General features: G+C 61.5%; 12 protein-coding genes. 7 read left to right on the top strand and 5 right to left on the bottom strand.

Annotated elements, in window-relative coordinates; genetic code table 11:
• A partial coding sequence (locus P0R31_RS39515) for an adenylate/guanylate cyclase domain-containing protein (protein ID WP_275520686.1) occupies positions 1–1,098 on the top strand: 1,098 nt, incomplete at its 5' end.
• A gap of 90 nt (positions 1,099–1,188) precedes the next feature.
• Here P0R31_RS39515 and P0R31_RS39510 read toward each other — a convergent pair.
• The 5 genes from P0R31_RS39510 to P0R31_RS39490 form a co-directional block, all read right to left on the bottom strand.
• On the bottom strand, positions 1,189–2,013 hold the full coding sequence (locus P0R31_RS39510; protein ID WP_275520684.1) for a CarD family transcriptional regulator: 825 nt from the start codon (positions 2,011–2,013) through the stop codon (positions 1,189–1,191).
• Positions 2,014–2,356: 343 nt separating this feature from the next.
• A complete protein-coding gene (fdxA, locus tag P0R31_RS39505; RefSeq protein WP_018643465.1) occupies positions 2,357–2,695 on the bottom strand; it encodes a ferredoxin FdxA in 339 nt (112 codons plus the stop codon).
• A 132-nt stretch (positions 2,696–2,827) separates the two neighbouring features.
• Positions 2,828–3,079, bottom strand: coding sequence for an RNA-binding S4 domain-containing protein (locus P0R31_RS39500; RefSeq protein WP_275520690.1), 252 nt, complete (start codon positions 3,077–3,079; stop codon positions 2,828–2,830).
• A 28-nt stretch (positions 3,080–3,107) separates the two neighbouring features.
• Entirely contained in the window at positions 3,108–6,536 is a 3,429-nt protein-coding gene (locus P0R31_RS39495) for a helicase-related protein (protein ID WP_275520682.1), read from the bottom strand.
• A gap of 786 nt (positions 6,537–7,322) precedes the next feature.
• Positions 7,323–8,132 (bottom strand): DUF3108 domain-containing protein, encoded by an 810-nt coding sequence (locus P0R31_RS39490; RefSeq protein WP_275520688.1) that lies wholly within the window; start codon positions 8,130–8,132, stop codon positions 7,323–7,325.
• Between the two features lie 540 nt (positions 8,133–8,672).
• Here P0R31_RS39490 and rpmB point away from each other — a divergent pair.
• From rpmB to P0R31_RS39460, 6 genes are all read left to right on the top strand, one after another.
• Positions 8,673–8,981 (top strand): 50S ribosomal protein L28, encoded by a 309-nt coding sequence (gene rpmB, locus P0R31_RS39485; RefSeq protein WP_275520680.1) that lies wholly within the window; start codon positions 8,673–8,675, stop codon positions 8,979–8,981.
• A 185-nt stretch (positions 8,982–9,166) separates the two neighbouring features.
• Positions 9,167–10,069: a hypothetical protein gene (locus tag P0R31_RS39480; protein ID WP_275520678.1), complete on the top strand. Its 903-nt coding sequence runs from the start codon at positions 9,167–9,169 to the stop codon at positions 10,067–10,069.
• Between the two features lie 4 nt (positions 10,070–10,073).
• A complete protein-coding gene (locus P0R31_RS39475) occupies positions 10,074–10,556 on the top strand; it encodes a hypothetical protein (protein WP_275520676.1) in 483 nt (160 codons plus the stop codon).
• On the top strand, positions 10,556–12,589 hold the full coding sequence (locus P0R31_RS39470; protein WP_275520674.1) for a hypothetical protein: 2,034 nt from the start codon (positions 10,556–10,558) through the stop codon (positions 12,587–12,589). The genes P0R31_RS39475 and P0R31_RS39470 overlap by 1 nt, the downstream gene beginning before the upstream one ends.
• Positions 12,529–13,812, top strand: a complete 1,284-nt coding sequence (locus tag P0R31_RS39465; protein WP_275520692.1) for a hypothetical protein — start codon at positions 12,529–12,531, stop codon at positions 13,810–13,812. Before P0R31_RS39470 ends, P0R31_RS39465 begins: the two co-directional genes overlap by 61 nt.
• Positions 13,813–13,920: 108 nt before the next feature.
• On the top strand, positions 13,921–15,244 hold a 1,324-nt coding region (locus tag P0R31_RS39460; RefSeq protein WP_275520672.1), incomplete at its 3' end, for a DUF2235 domain-containing protein.

The raw sequence follows: 15,244 nt of genomic DNA, 5'->3' as shown, positions 1-15,244 counted from the left end.
CTGCTGTTTTGCGACCTGGCGCTGCTGACATACGTCATCGTGGTTCCCAATCCCTTCGGAGCCTCGCATTGGCCGGTCGCGATGCAGTACCATTTCGGCAACTTCATCTATTTCTTCGTGCTGCTCGCAGGCGCCACACTGGCCTACACCTGGCGGACGGTCATTGCGGTCGGCATTTGGACGGCTGCGCTCTGGTTGATCGGCATCGCCTGGGTCTGGTGGCAACCCGATCGCGATCCCGCGCTGACGGCCCGCATTGCGGCCGCAACAGGCGGCGATGAGCGCTTGCTTGCAATGATCTCGCCCAGCGCGATCGGATTCCACGTTCGCATCCAGGAGATCGTCGTATTCATGATCGTGGCCATGACCCTGGCGCTCGCGGTCCGCCGCAGCAACGACCTCCTGGTCCGGCATGCCGCGGTGGAGCGCGAGCGCGGCAACCTCGCACGCTACTTCTCGCCCAATGTCGTGGCGGAATTGTCGAACCAGGACGAGCCGTTGAAGCAGGTGCGCACGCAACACGTCGCGGTGCTGTTCGTCGACATCGTCGGCTTCACGGCCTTTGCCGATGGGCGCTCGCCGCAGGAGGTTGTGCGGACGTTGCGGGAATTCCACGGATTGATGGAGCAGGAGGTTTTCCGCCACAGCGGCACGCTCGACAAATATCTCGGGGACGGATTGATGGCGACGTTCGGCACGCCCTTCGCCGGCGAGCACGACGCCAGCAACGCGCTGCGATGTGCCCAGGCGATGATCGCGGCGGCGGAGAGTTGGAACGATCAGCGGGCAGCGTCAGGCGAGCCAAAGCTGCATGTGAGCTTTGGCTTGCATTATGGGCCGGTGGTGCTCGGCGACCTCGGGCAGACCTGTCTGGAATTTGCCGTGATCGGCGCGACCGTCAACGTGGCAAGCCGTCTCGAGGCCTTGACCCGCACCTTGGGCTGCGCGCTGGTGGCAAGTGACGACCTCGTCAGCCAGGCGAAGGCCGAGCTGGGCGGTGCAGCCGCAACGTTTCAGTCATTGGAAGCGCGAGAGGCGCGGGCGGTCCGCGGCATTCAGCAGCCGATCGCGATCTGGACCCAGCCGCGCGGCGCGTAGAGCCGAGCTTCCCCGCTGCATCACGATGCGAACAAAAAGCCCGGCCGAGCGGCCGGGCTTTTGATCTGTTGCGATCGACGCGAGAGCTGCTTACGCGGCCTCGTCGGCGACGGTGCTGTCGTCGCCATCGGTATCGTCGGTATCGCCCTCGGCATCCGTGTCAGCTTCGCCCTCGGCAGCTTCCGCCTTGGCATTGCGGCGCGGGCTCTTGGCGAGCTGCGCCTCGATCTCCTTGACCGCTTCGGTCTCGGTCGAGTGCTGCACCACCGCGATCTCGCGGGACAGCCGGTCGAGCGCCGCTTCATAGAGCTGGCGCTCCGAGTAGGACTGCTCGGGCTGCGATTCCGAGCGATAGAGGTCGCGCACGACTTCCGCGATCGCGACGATGTCGCCCGAATTGATCTTCGCTTCGTATTCCTGGGCGCGGCGCGACCACATGGTGCGCTTGACGCGGGCGCGGCCCTTGAGCGTCTCCAGCGCCTTCTTGACCAGGACCGGATCGGACAGCTTGCGCATGCCGACATTGGCGACCTTGGCGGTCGGCACGCGCAGCGTCATCTTGTCCTTGATGAAGTTGATGACGAACAGCTCGAGCTTCGCACCGGCGATCTCCTGCTCCTCGATGGCCAGGATCTGGCCGACGCCGTGAGCGGGATAGACCACGAATTCGTTGGCCTTGAAGCCCTGACGCTGGGTCACGACCTTCTTTTCCTCGACCTTCGGCGCAGCCGCGGGCTTGGCAGCCGGCTTGGCGGCGACGGGAGCCTTGGCGGGCGCAACGGCAACAGGGGCCTTCGTCGCGGCGGGCTTGGCAGCGGGGGCCTTGGCAGTCACAGGCTTGACATTCAAAGGCTTGGCGGCAGCAGGCTTGGCAACGGTCGCTTTCGCGGCCGGTTTGGCAGTCTTGTTAGGCATTGCGCTTCTTTTGTTCTTCGAGGACTTTGCAGCCGGCGCCTTCGTCGCGGTCCGACCCTTGGATGCGCTACGGCTGGCCGCGGCGACTTTTTTGGCCTCCTTATGGGAAGCCCTCGCTGAAGTACTCTTTTTACGCGTTTTCTGTGACACAGCCTGCGCGCGGAAACTGCCACGCCCCTGTTCGACATTTGGTTTCACGGGAACCCAGAGGGGCCAACGGGGCTGACGGGGTTCGGCTTAATGTGCCCAATATAGCACATTTCCCGCAAAAATCAATGATTTAGGGGTCTTGAGGGCTGGTTTCGGCGGCAGCGCCGCTATTAGGGTTAAGTTTGGGCGCGAATTAGTCCCCAGAGCCGGGGTTCGGAGAAAAATATTTCTCGAACTTGCCTTCCATGCCGTCGAATTCCTTGGCGTCGGCAGGTGATTCTTTCTTCTGGGTGATGTTCGGCCAGCTCTTGGCGTAGTCGGCGTTGACCTGGAGCCACTTTTCGAGGCCCGGTTCCGTGTCCGGCTTGATGGCGTCGGCGGGGCATTCCGGCTCGCACACGCCGCAATCGATGCACTCGTCGGGATGGATGACGAGCATGTTGTCGCCCTCGTAGAAGCAATCGACCGGGCAGACCTCGACGCAGTCGGTGTACTTGCACTTGATGCAGTTTTCAGTGACGACGTAAGTCATCCAACGCTCCGAAAAGCTCTTTTAGAAGTCGCGGCTTGCCTAGCGCGGATGGCCGGGCGCCGCAAGGTCGGGAAGGCCTGATCATGACGGCTTTGTGTGTTTGATCGATCAAGAAATGAATGGAAAGCGCAATTAATTGCGCGTCCCGAGCTCCTCGTAGAGCACGCGAGCCGAGGCGGCATCGCCACGGCGCTCGTTGAAGGCGGTGACCTTCAGCACGCGCACGGTGCGGTCGAGCGCGATGGTGAGGACGTCACCGGCCTTGATCGCATGGCCCGGCGATGTCTCGCGCACGCCGTTGACGCGGACATGGCCGGTGACGACGAGCTCGGCCGCGGAGCTGCGCGCCTTCACCACCCGCGCGTGCCACAGCCATTTGTCGATACGCTGCCGCTCGGTCGTCGTCGTGGGATTACTCCTTCCGACCCAGCTGCTCTTTCAGCGCGGCGAGCTTGGCGAAGGGCGAGTTCGGATCGATCGGACGATCGCGCTCGCGCGGGTTCGCGCTCGAGGCGTAGGGACGCAGTGACGGACCGGACTCGCGATCACGGCGGTCACGGCCCTTGTCGCGGTCGCGGCCGCGATTGTCGCGGCCCTTGTCGCGATCTCCGCCGAACTTCTTGTTGTCGCGGTTGCGATCGCGATCCTTGTCGCGGTCCCCCTTGCCCTGGAAGCTGCGATTGCGGTCGTCGCGGCGCTCACCGCCCTCGCCGCCTTCACGCGGCTTGCGGAAGTCGCGTCCGCCATCGCGGCGATGGCCGCCGCCATGACGATGGCCCGGCTTCGCGCCGTCGGCGGCTTCGCCGGGCGCGGCGCTCGCTGCATCGGGTGCAGCGCCGGCCTCAGCGACGGGCCGCGCACGCTGGTTGTTGTGGCGCTGGTGGCGATGGCGCTCGTGGCGCGGCTTGCGATCTTCGTGACGGCCCGCAGGGCGCCAGACCTCGACCAGTTCGGGCTCGGCCGGTGCGACTGTTGCCTCAGGCGCGGCAGCATCGGGGGATGCAGCAGCTTCCGTCGCGGCGGTCTCGGCGGCAGCCGCTTCGAGGCCGGCAGCCTCGGCGGGCGGCGCAGCCTCTTCTGCGGGCGGCGCGATGCCGGGGGCGTCCTCGGGCGTGACGGGCGCTTCCGGAGACGCTTCCAGCGCCGGCTCCTCGTGAGCCTCCTCGGGGGCGGGCTCGTCGTGCGGCTCCATGCCGGGCGCATCTTCGACGGTGACGGATTCGGCGGCGACCTCGGCGGCCGGCGCCTCGGCCGGCAGGCCGGCAACGGCTTCCGCTGCAGCCTCGGTCGAGGTCTCCGCGCTGCCGTCAGCGGGCGGCGTCTCGGCCGCGACCGTCTCGGTCACGACCTGCTCGGTCACGACGGGCTTCGGCGGCAGCGGCGGGCGCTTCTCCATGCGATAGCCGAGCGCGCGCAGCACGGAGGCGAAATCTTCGCCGGCAGATCCCGTCAGCGAGGTCATCGCCTGCGTGACCACGAAGCTGCGGCCGTCGAACGCGCCGGCGGGCTTTTCGCCCGGCGAATTCTCGCGCCAGGCCAGCGCCGGGCGGATCAGGTCGGCGAGGCGCTCCAGGATGTCGACGCGCACGGCGCGCTCGCCGGCCTGCTTGTAGCCGAGCACGCGATAGGCATCGCGCGGCAGCGCCTTGTCGACCGGGAACGAGGTGCGCCCCGAGGAGGCCAGATGCTGCGCGCCCGAGAGCGCGGAGAGATCGACATTGTCCTGCTTCAGCGCCCAGAGCAGCGCGGCGAGCGCACGCGCGGCGGGCTTGAGCAGGCCGGGGAAATAGATGTGATAGGCGCCGAAGCGGACGCCGTATTTGCGCAACACGGCGCGCGAGGGCTGATCGAGATCCTTCAGCTCGCTGGCGATCTTCGGCCGCTCAAGCACGCCGAGCGCCTCGACCAGCTGATAGGCGATGCCGCGGGCAATGCCGGTGACGTCCTCGGCCTTCGACAGCTCGAACATCGGCCCGAGCAGCTTTTCGATGTGGGTCTTGAGCCAGAGCTCGAGCCGCGCCTGCACCTTGTCGCGGGGCGCGCCGGTCAGGCGCTCGTCCGAGATGATGCGGATGCGCGGATGCAGCGCCTCGTCTGCGGCGGAAAGGCGCGCCACGGCGTCGCCGGTCCAGCGGATGATGCCTTCGGAGGTGAGCACGAACTGCTCGTCCGGCGCATTGCCCAGCTTTTCGGCGCGCGCGTTGATCTCGCCGGCGAGCACCGCTTGCGCTGCAGCCTGCAAGGCTTTCGCATCGGAGCCGGCTTCCGCCGCATCCGGTGCAAAGGTGAAGCCATCGAGACGGCCGATGACATGGCCTTCGACGATGACTTCGCCGGTCTTGCCGATTTCAGTATTCAAGCTCGTGTTCTCCCGCAGGCGGCGCATCAATACACTGGTCCGGCGATCAACGAAACGCTCAGTCAAGCGTTCATGGAGCGCATCCGATAATTTATTTTCGACCTCCCGCGCGATCCCCTGCCAGCGTTCCGGGTCTTTCAGCCAGTCCGGGCGATTGGCGACGAAGGTCCAGGTGCGGATCTGGGCGATTCGGGCCGACAGCGTGTCGATGTCGCCGTCGATGCGGTCGGCCTGGGTGACCTGGGACTCGAACCAGGCATCGGGAATGCAGCCCTTGCGCATCAGGAAGCCGTACAGCGTCGTCACCAGCTCGGCATGGGCGGCCGGCGACAGCTTTCTGTAGTCCGGGACCTGGCAGGCTTCCCACAGCCGCTCCACGGCGGCCTTGCCATGCGCGATATCGCGCACCTCGCCGTCGCGGGCGGCGTGATCGAGCACGCGCATGTCCTCGGCGATCGGCGCGCGCGTCAGCGTCTCGTGGCCGGGGGCGAGGTTCAGCGAAACCTGGAGCGCGCCGAGCGAGGAGAAATCGAGCTTGGAATTGCGCCATTGCAGCACCTTCACGGCATCGAAGGTGTGGTTCTGCAGCGCGTTGACGAGCTCGGGCTCAAACGGGGCGCAGCGGCCCGTGGTGCCGAAGGTGCCGTTGCGGGTGGCGCGGCCGGCGCGGCCTGCGACTTGCGCGAATTCGGCCGGCGTGAGGCGGCGGAACTGGTAGCCGTCGAACTTGCGATCGGAGGCGAAGGCGACGTGGTCGACGTCGAGATTGAGGCCCATGCCGACGGCGTCGGTGGCGACGAGATAATCGACGTCGCCGTTCTGGAACATCGCCACTTGCGCGTTTCGCGTGCGGGGCGAGAGCGAGCCCAGCACCACGGCGGCGCCGCCATGCTGGCGGCGGATCAGCTCGGCGATGGCGTAGACTTCATCGGCCGAGAACGCGACGATGGCGGTGCGGCGCGGCTGGCGCGTGATCTTGCGGTCGCCGGCGAACTCGAGCTGCGACAATCTGGGCCGCGTGATCATGGAGACGCCAGGCAACAGGCGCTCGATGATCGGGCGCATGGTCGCGGCGCCCAGCAGCAGCGTCTCGTCGCGGCCGCGGCGGTTGAGGATGCGATCGGTGAAGACGTGGCCGCGCTCGAGATCGGCGGCGATCTGGACCTCGTCGACGGCGAGGAAGGAGACGTCGAGATCCCGCGGCATCGCCTCGACGGTCGAGACCCAATAGCGCGGATTCCTAGGCTTGATCTTCTCCTCGCCGGTGACGAGCGCGACGCTGGCCTCGCCGGCTCTGGCGGCGATCTTGTTGTAGACCTCGCGCGCGAGCAGGCGCAGCGGCAGGCCGATCATGCCCGAGGGATGCGCCAGCATCCGCTCGATGGCGAGATGGGTCTTGCCGGTGTTGGTCGGGCCGAGCACCGCAGTGACGCCCGCGCCGGGTGCGCGCTCGGAAGCGAAGGGGGAGGAGGAAAAAGCCATGTCTATCGGATTAGGTAATGGCGATTGGGGCGAATGTCAGTGCTATCCGGGGCGGGGAGAGGGCTTGCTCTTCGTTCCTCATCCTGAGGAGCGCGTCAGCGCGTCTCGAAGGATGAAGGCCCGGCTGGTGCTGCCGGGGGAGCCAAGCCCCTCGCCCTTCGAGACGGCCGCTTACGCGGCCTCCTCAGGGTGAGGGGCACATTGTGGGCGTGGAAGCGCCCTCCCAAAATCCCGCGCAACTGTCTCACTTTGCGACGCTTTTCCCGTTCGATTTAAGCTTCGGAACGACTCTAGAACGAATCGCGGCCGAATCGCTGACTCCCTGACGAGTCCCGTTCCGTTCACGCAACATGTCGCGGGACTCGTCTTGGTTGCGCACTAGATGGAGTTTTGCGGAGGCCCACAAGCGGCCGGACTGGTTAAAGCTGGGGACAGCGGCGAGTCGAATCAGAATCGGGGAGGAGTCAAATGGATTCCCGTCTTCGTCATGCGCGGGCTTGACCCGCGCATCCATCGAAAGACGAGCATCTCTCGAAGGGGATGGATGGCCGGGTCAAGCCCGGCCATGACGGCCTTCCGAACTCATTGTTACGAAAACAACCCCATGCACAGTAGGTAAGTGCTTGATTTTGCTAGGCCGCCACCGAACGCTCGTCATTCCGGGGCGCGACGCAGTCGCGAGCCCGGAATCCATCGTGAAACCATCGCTGTAGCCCGATGGATTCCGGGCTCGCGCCTTCGGCGCGCCCCGGAATGACGGCGGAGAGAGCGGTGCGGCCTCCTCGCCTACTGCGTCTTCGCGACCCTTGGCGGCTGGGGGGCGGTGATGAAGCTGGTGGCTTCCAGCATGGCAGGTCCCAGCGGGGTCGGCACTTTCAGCCAGAACGGGACCAGGATGCGCGTGCCGGCGATCGGGGCGAACGCGATCTCCATGTTGCGCTGGGCGGCGAGGTATTTGATCACCGGGCGGTCGGGGATGTAGCCGGCGATGGGCACGAAATAGATCGAGCAGACCACGACCGGGCCCTTGTAGCCCTTCTCGGCCTTCACGGTCTCCATGCGCTTGAAATCGAGCTTGAGCTCGTAGCGCATGCGGCCGTCGAACACGGGCGCCGAGTTGTGGCAGGCTTCCGGCGACACGGGGTCGCCGTTGCCGGGCACGCGCAAGAGCGAGGCGGTCATCGGGTCCCACACGCCGCGGCGATGCGCCTCGGTGACGACGATGCGATCGGGATCGACCGGCGGCTCCGGCAGGATGGCAAAATCCTTCACATTGCCTTTGTCGAGGGTGATGCGGATCTCTTCGGTCTTCTTCTGGGTGGTGGTGGAGGCCTGGTAGCCGGTCGCAACCAGCGCGCCATTGACCACACGCCCCTGGCTGGCGCCGGTGCCGGACCCGCCCGTGAACGATTTCAAAAGCCCCGACGTGCCGCCGGCGGCCGCCGCCGAGAACACGTCGTCCTGGATATCGATGTTCCAGGCGCCCTTGCCGACGGGAATGCCCGCCAGCGAGGCCTCATATTGCGCCTCGAGCTTGCCCTGCGCCGCCGCCGGCGCCACGCCCGCAACGGCCAGCGCCAGGCCGCAAAGCGCCATCAGCCGGCCGGCCGGAAGCAGACAGGCTGAGCGCAGGACTTGCGCGAAATGAAGCGTTATCGGCACGAAATAATCCAATCGGGGCGCGATCCGCTGTTACTTAAGCCAAAAACCGCGACAAGCAATGTGTCGGGACGTGCAGCCCCGGGAACTCCACCGGACTCTTTGACGGCGAATACGCCCTTTATGTGATGGTAAGGCGCGACAATCATTGCCGTTTTGGTGATCGGAAGGTAACCCCGGGCTCCGAAACCTCTCCCGCTTGCGGGAGAGATCGCGCGAAGCGCGGGTGAGGGCTCTCTCAGCTGGGGGGCACTTGCGTCTGCCCCACTGCCGAGAGAGCCCTCTCCCCAACCCTCTCCCGCAAGCGGGAGAGGGAGCGCACCGCCCGGGCGGCTGAATCCCCGCCCCAAAACCTTGACGCAGGGCCCCTTCCCCCCTATACGTCCGCCCGCTCCCTGCAAGGACGACAGAATTTGCCCCCGTGGCGCCGAAATGGCGGCCGCACTCGTTGGGGGTTCGAACTTAAGGATTTCTACCATGTCTCGCCGCTGCGAACTGACGGCCAAGGGCCCCCTCGTCGGCCACAAGGTCAGCCACTCCAACATCAAGACCAAGCGCCGCTTCCTGCCGAACCTCGTCAACGTGACGTTCATCTCGGAAGCCCTCGGCCGCAACGTGCGCCTGCGCGTCTCCACCAACGCGATCAAGAGCGTCGACCACAATGGCGGCCTCGACGCCTACCTGCTCAAGGCCAACACTGAGGCGCTCTCCCCGCGCGCGGTCGAGCTGAAGCGCGCCATCCAGAAGAAGGTCGGCGACGCAGCTCCGGCGAAGCAGGCGAGCTGAGATTTACGGAATTGGGCGGGGGCTAAGTTGCGTCGCGTGGCGTAGGCTTAGCCGAGTAGAGTTTGAGTAGCGGCCGGATCGGGAGATCCGGCCGTTTTTGTTTGGTCACCCCGTGGTACTACCCGGCTGGGTTGTACGGCCCCTTCAACCATGCAAAGTTGGGCGAAAAGGGGGGAGGCCGCAAATTGGGTGCGGTTCACGTTTGGAATCCGGACGATTGGGAAGCCTTTGCGCTGTGCCTGTTGCAGAGCAGGCATGGAGCTCTCAACGTGCACAAGATACCTGCAGCTCATAAGGGAGACCTCGGCCTCGACTATATCTGCGTCTCCGAACGAGTTGCCTATCAATGTTACGCCGTCCAGGAGCCGCTCGACATCTCGACCCGAGCAGAACGGCAAAAGACAAAGATCACAATAGATATCGGCAAGTTGGTTGCGAACTCTGGAGAGATTTCGAAGCTGTTTCTAGGCAACAAGATCAAACATTGGATTCTCTTGGTACCCTTGCACGACAGCAAGGACGTCAATCTTCATTGCGCAAAGAAGACTACCGACACTAGAAACCTAAGCTGCTCCCATCTCGATGCCAACTTCGAAGTCGGCATTCACGATCAGGACCTGTTTGCGACCAAGGCCGTCGCCGCGGGAATAATCGCTCTGAATACGATAAGATTGAACGTTCCGCCTCCAACGGTGGAGGAATTGAAGAAGTGGCAAGTCGGATCGGCGGACCTTGTCGCCAATGCAACGCACAAGTTGGCCAAGCGCACAGGCCCTAAGGGAGTCCAAGACGCAGTTGGAGAAGCAGCGAAATCATTTCTTCAGGGCCGTTCCGTACTGGACGCATTGCGTTCAAGCTCTCCGGATCTCCATGAGCAAATCATTTCTGTTGTCGCGAACCATTCTAGAAGATTGAACTTTGCGGGACCGAAGGGCGGCCCCGCTCCCACCTCGATCCTCAACACCGAAATTGATACTTTGATCGACTCAATCGCGACTGTTGCACCCAACCTTTCAAATGATCTCGTTCAGCATATTGCGTTAGGAGCGATCTCCGAGTGGATCATGAGGTGCCCTCTGGATTTTTAACGAGATGCCGTCTGAAACCCCACTAAGAAAACTGTTCGACGCTCCGTTCTCGTTCAAGGCGCGGCCGGAACCGATCGCTGGCGACCTGAGAATGTCTTGGGGGATATCTGTGCTTTTACTAAGCCTGTCTTACAGCCGCGCGAAAAAAGCAAGCTTCCAAAAACTTCAGTTCCTAGCGCACTCGGTGCGAATAGCTGAGGGGCGCGACGATGTAAGAGCGCTACTTCGTGCGGATCTTCGTCCATCGGACATCTCAGTTCGCGTCGAACCTTGGCTGAACAGAGCGATCTCTTACGCGCATGCACTTGGCCTGGTTTCGGTAGACAACGGTAAAGTAGTCTCGCTGACCGACAAAGGCATAGCGGTTACCGGTCAAATTCAACAGAGTGGCGCGCTGGTGGAAGAGGGTGCTTTCCTGAAGGAAGTCGCTTCTAAAATTACAGAGACACTACTTCGAAGAATCTGGCGGATGGAGGATCTGCTCTGATGCTGCGCCTCCGACGCCTACAGCTACGTGCCGAAACATCGGTGGGACCATACGGTGCCGATCTTACTTTTGGCGCTGGATTGACGGTGATTTGGGCCGACAACACCAAGGGAAAGTCAACTTGTATGCAGGCGATGCTTTACGTCTTGGGTATGGAGCGAATGCTCAGCCCTCGACGGGAAATACCTTTGCCTCATGCGATGACGAACTACGTCGAGGATGACGACAAAGAACGACATACCGTCCTCGAATCCGCAGTGGCGCTCGAAGTCGAGAATGGGGTCGGTCAGGTGATTACTATTCGCCGCCCGGTAAAATCTGAACTCGATAACCGTTTGGTGACTGTTGATTTCGGTCCAACACTTACGAATCCCAACGCAAGGGCAACTCGCAGAAGCTTCTTCGTAAGCGATCCCGGCGCGGCTTCACGAGAAGATGGGTTTCACCATTTCTTGGAGCATTTCATTGGATGGGAGCTTCCGACCGTTAAGCGATATGACGCGCCGGACGGTAAACTATACTTAGAAACGGTGTTCCCACTGTTTTGGGTTGAACAAAAGGTTGGTTGGTCCTCAATTCCTGCCGCGATCCCAACATATTTGCGTATTCGCGAAGTCCATAAGCGTGCGGTCGAGTTTATTATGGATCTCGACGCCTATCGCCTCGAACTTCGTCGGCAACAGCTGGCGGAGCAGCTGGCCGCCAACGCGAACGAATGGCGCGGCAGCCTAGACGAAGTGGAAAGAACCGTTCGTCGCGGCGGCGGCAGAATTGAAGCGCTTCCTACTAAGCAGACTTCACTTCCGGGCGAATTGGCGCAAGCCCACGTGCTAATCGCTGAGAACGCAGAATGGGTGCCGCTAAGCCTCCTCATGACTCGGCTGCGAGCTCGCGCATCGGCGCTAAGCAATATTTCCATTCCAGATGTAGGCAGCTCAGCCGATAGGCTAGCCGACGAATTAAGCCAAGCAAGCCAAAAAGCAGACAACCTCAACGCCGCCAGATTATCCGCCTACAGCGCAAAGCAACTTAAGAATGCAGACATATCCTCCTTGGCTCGCCGAATAAAGTCTCTGGAAGAGGACTTACAGAAGAACCTCGACGTTCAAAAGCTTCAACGCTTTTCCGGGAGTGCAATTGAAATCACTCCAGACCGGTGCCCCACATGCGAACAAGCATTGATCGATACTCTTTTGCGACAAGAGGCACTCTCTGCAGTGATGCCCGTCGAAGACAATATCGAATACCTTCGTTCCGAGCTTCGAATGTTCAAAGATATCCTTGCTCGTGAGCAAGAAGCGACCATCCAATTGAACCGAAGCATTGAGGCATCAGACCGAGAAATAACGGAACTCTATGCCCGCATCCGGTCGCTTCGAACCGACCTAGTGTCGCCCAATAGCTCTCCGTCGCTCGTCACCATCGAGGAGCGCATCCGCATAGAGAGTCGTCTCCGTGAATATGAGCAGATGGAGATAACCTTTCAAAATATGGTCGACCGACTGAAGGCAATCTCCCAGGAATATTCAAGACTGCTGGCCGAGCAGGCCGCTTTGCCACGCGAGAAACTTAGTCATACCGATAGCATCAAGCTAGCACATCTAACAAGAATCGTGCGTGAGCAGGCCAGACAATTTGGATTCAGCACGTTTGACCCAGGCGAAGTGAGCATTTCTGACGAAAGCTACCGGCCACAAAAAGAAGGCTTCGAGATCGGATTTGAAACATCCGCCAGCGATGCAATTCGACTTAAATGGGCGTACCAGCTAGGCCTTCTTGAACTCGCAAGTTCTGAGAAAACAAACCATCCCGACCTGCTTGTATTTGATGAACCAAGGCAACAATCCTCTGCAAGAGTTAGCTTCCAAGAGCTCCTCGAGCGCGCCTCGTCTGCGAAGGCACGAGGGCAACAAGTCATCTTTTCGACGAGCGAGGATCTAACGGTACTGAAAAGTATCATCGCAGGGTTGGATTGCGAAGCGCTTATCTTTCCTGGCTATCTGATCAAACCACTCAATTCTCCATCGTCATGACGGTGCCGGGAGCAAGTAAACTAACAGACCGGGACTTGGATCCGTACGCGGACGACCCATTCTTCAAACGGCACACTGATTCAACCTGGAACGCTTGCATTGGCGAGCAGGGCAACGACGACAATTACCTGGACGGATATATCGACGCCGCCCTGCAATTATCCCACATTGTGATCGACCACAGTCTGCTAGCCAAGCGCGATACACTGGTTCTGCCGATCCTCTACAATGCCCGACATGCTGTCGAACTCGTTCTAAAATTCGCCACGAGCCATCTTGAGAGAGCAGGGGTGGTGCCGCGAGTTTCGGGTCGCCCCACGCACAATATCCGCGTCTATTGGGAACGACTTGACAGTGCAGCGGTCGGCGACGAAATCATTGGCAAAAAACTCGAAGTTCTCAAGCCGTTCGTCGACAGCCTTTCGCGCATCGATCGCGATGGACAAGAACTCCGATACCCGCTGAATCAATTTAGCGATCCAAGCTTATCAGCCTATTCGCTAGCAAACCTCCAAGTCATTCGGACTAGCCTGATCGATCTCTCGAGCACGATCGACATCCTGAAGAATCGGGTTGTCTCCTTCGCAGAAGAGCGTCGAACCGGTCTTTTCACCCAGCGCTGCTCGCGACGAGACCTCGTTACAATTGCCAATTTAATGCCGCGAAGGGAGTTTTGGCGCAGTGCATCGTTTGATCAGCAAAAGGCGTTGGTAAAGGCGAGATTTAAGCTCTCTAACCGCCAATTTTCTCTGGCACTAGACGCGATCCAAAGCGCGCGCGAGACGAAAGCTATCCTCGGGATCGAGACGGATCTCCTCTACCTCTCTGACGACGAAATCTTGTGGACCGCAGATCAGTGGAGGCGGATACACCCAAAGATTCGAGAAAGAGGGGGCCCCGTAAAGGTGTCAGATCAGACGTTACTTAACGAGCTGGAAGAGGAGCAAAAGGAGATGGGTTCTGTCAGCGATGCGGTCCAGCAGAAGATTTCAGGCGCTAAACTGAGCGAACTGGAAGCGATGTTCTATCTAGGACGTGACGGCGTTTACCCAGAGCATTTCGATACTTTTGTCGAACGGAAAGAAAAAGAGCATGCGGCCGCACGCGACCCCAAATCAGAAATTCTACACCTCATGACAAAGCCAAACTTTCTTCATTCAGTGACGATTGCTGCAACCAAGCTTGGGCGCCTCTCTTTGGCTACCCAGCTATCACTGAAATGAGACTCTCCTCCGGCACAGTCGCGGAACGGATTCTCTTTAAGCTCAATTCCACATTCACGCCATTTTCCGCTATACTCGCCCCGGTAGCATCCCCCGGAGGCGCATCCCATGGACACCGCGCACACCACCGACCCCCACCCTGCCGGCAAGAACCTCGTCATCTGCTGTGACGGCACCGGCAACGAGATCTCGGAGAACATCTCCAACGTCCTGAAGCTCTATCGCTGCCTGCGCAAGACGGACAAGACGCAGCCCAGGCAGATGGTGTTTTACGATCCCGGGGTCGGCACCATGACGGAGCCGTCGACGTGGGGGCGCTGGAAGGCCAACATCAAGCTGGTGTGGGGGCTCGCCACCGGATACGGACTCGATGACAACGTGCTGTCGTCCTATTGCTTCCTGGTTCAGCATTACGCGCCCGGCGACCGCATCTACCTGTTCGGCTTCTCGCGCGGGGCCTACACGGTGCGCGTGCTGGCGGGGCTGATCCACAAAATTGGTTTGATCTCGCCGGAGCAGGCGAACCTCGCAGGCTCGGGCCTCATCGCCTACAAGCAATATTCCGGCAGCGGGCGCGGCAACGACGTCGAGGACATCAAGAACATCGTGTTCGACGAGAGCGGGCCGCTGCCGAAGGACGAATTCGACCTCGCCGCGCAGTTCGCGCGCATCACCTCGACGCGCTGGCCGACCATTCATTTCGTCGGCGTCTGGGACACGGTGGCGAGCGTGATCGTGCCGCGCGCCGACCGCCTGTACTGGCCAAGCCTGGAGGAGCTCGCCTTCACGCTGCGCGATCCCAGCATAAAAATCTTCCGGCAGGCGATCGCGATCGACGAGCGGCGGCGCATGTTCCGCCTGAAGCCATACAAGGAGCCGCAGGAATTCTGGAGCCACCGCTACGTGCCGGACGAGAAGAAGGTGCCGCAGGACATCATGCAGGTGTGGTTCGCCGGCGTGCATTGCGACGTCGGCGGTGGCTATCCGGAGGCCGAGAGCGGCGAGTCCAAATATCCGCTGCTGTGGATGATCGACGAGGCGGAGAAGGCCGGGCTGAAATTCAACCCGCGCACGGTGAACCAGCTCGCCTGGGGCATCCAGCGCAAGAACTCGCCGTTCAAATACGTCGAGCCCGCTTTTACCGGCAAGACCGGCATGCTGCACGATTCCATGACGGCGGCCTGGCGCGTGCTGGAGTTCTTGCCGAAGCGCGCGAAGTACCGGGAATGGCCGGAGCGAAAGGTCTATTTCGGCTTCTACATCCCCGATGCCGAGCCGCGCCTGATCGGCGAAGGCGCGCATGTGCATGAGAGCGTGCTGAAGCGCATGGAGGTGGAGCCGGACTACCGGCCGGTGAATTTGCCGAAGGATTATGTGACGGTGCCGATGCCGGTGCCGCCGGGGGCGGATGTGGCGGCGGAGGTGGAGGGGG

The sequence above is a fragment of the Bradyrhizobium yuanmingense genome, assembly GCF_029167105.1.
In the GTDB taxonomy this organism is placed as follows: domain Bacteria; phylum Pseudomonadota; class Alphaproteobacteria; order Rhizobiales; family Xanthobacteraceae; genus Bradyrhizobium; species Bradyrhizobium yuanmingense_A.
The sequence above is the reverse complement of the archived record's forward strand: the minus strand, read 5'-3'. Positions and strand labels throughout refer to the sequence as shown.

Bases quoted from the DNA above. Each gene is read 5' to 3' on its own strand.
- rpmB (WP_275520680.1), top strand. From the start codon at position 8,673: ATGTCTCGCCGCTGCGAACTGACGGCCAAGGGCCCCCTCGTCGGCCAC.
- P0R31_RS39490 (WP_275520688.1), bottom strand. From the start codon at position 8,132: ATGGCGCTTTGCGGCCTGGCGCTGGCCGTTGCGGGCGTGGCGCCGGCG.
- P0R31_RS39495 (WP_275520682.1), bottom strand. From the start codon at position 6,536: ATGGCTTTTTCCTCCTCCCCCTTCGCTTCCGAGCGCGCACCCGGCGCG.
- P0R31_RS39510 (WP_275520684.1), bottom strand. From the start codon at position 2,013: ATGCCTAACAAGACTGCCAAACCGGCCGCGAAAGCGACCGTTGCCAAG.
- P0R31_RS39470 (WP_275520674.1), top strand. From the start codon at position 10,556: ATGCTGCGCCTCCGACGCCTACAGCTACGTGCCGAAACATCGGTGGGA.
- P0R31_RS39475 (WP_275520676.1), top strand. From the start codon at position 10,074: ATGCCGTCTGAAACCCCACTAAGAAAACTGTTCGACGCTCCGTTCTCG.
- fdxA (WP_018643465.1), bottom strand. From the start codon at position 2,695: ATGACTTACGTCGTCACTGAAAACTGCATCAAGTGCAAGTACACCGAC.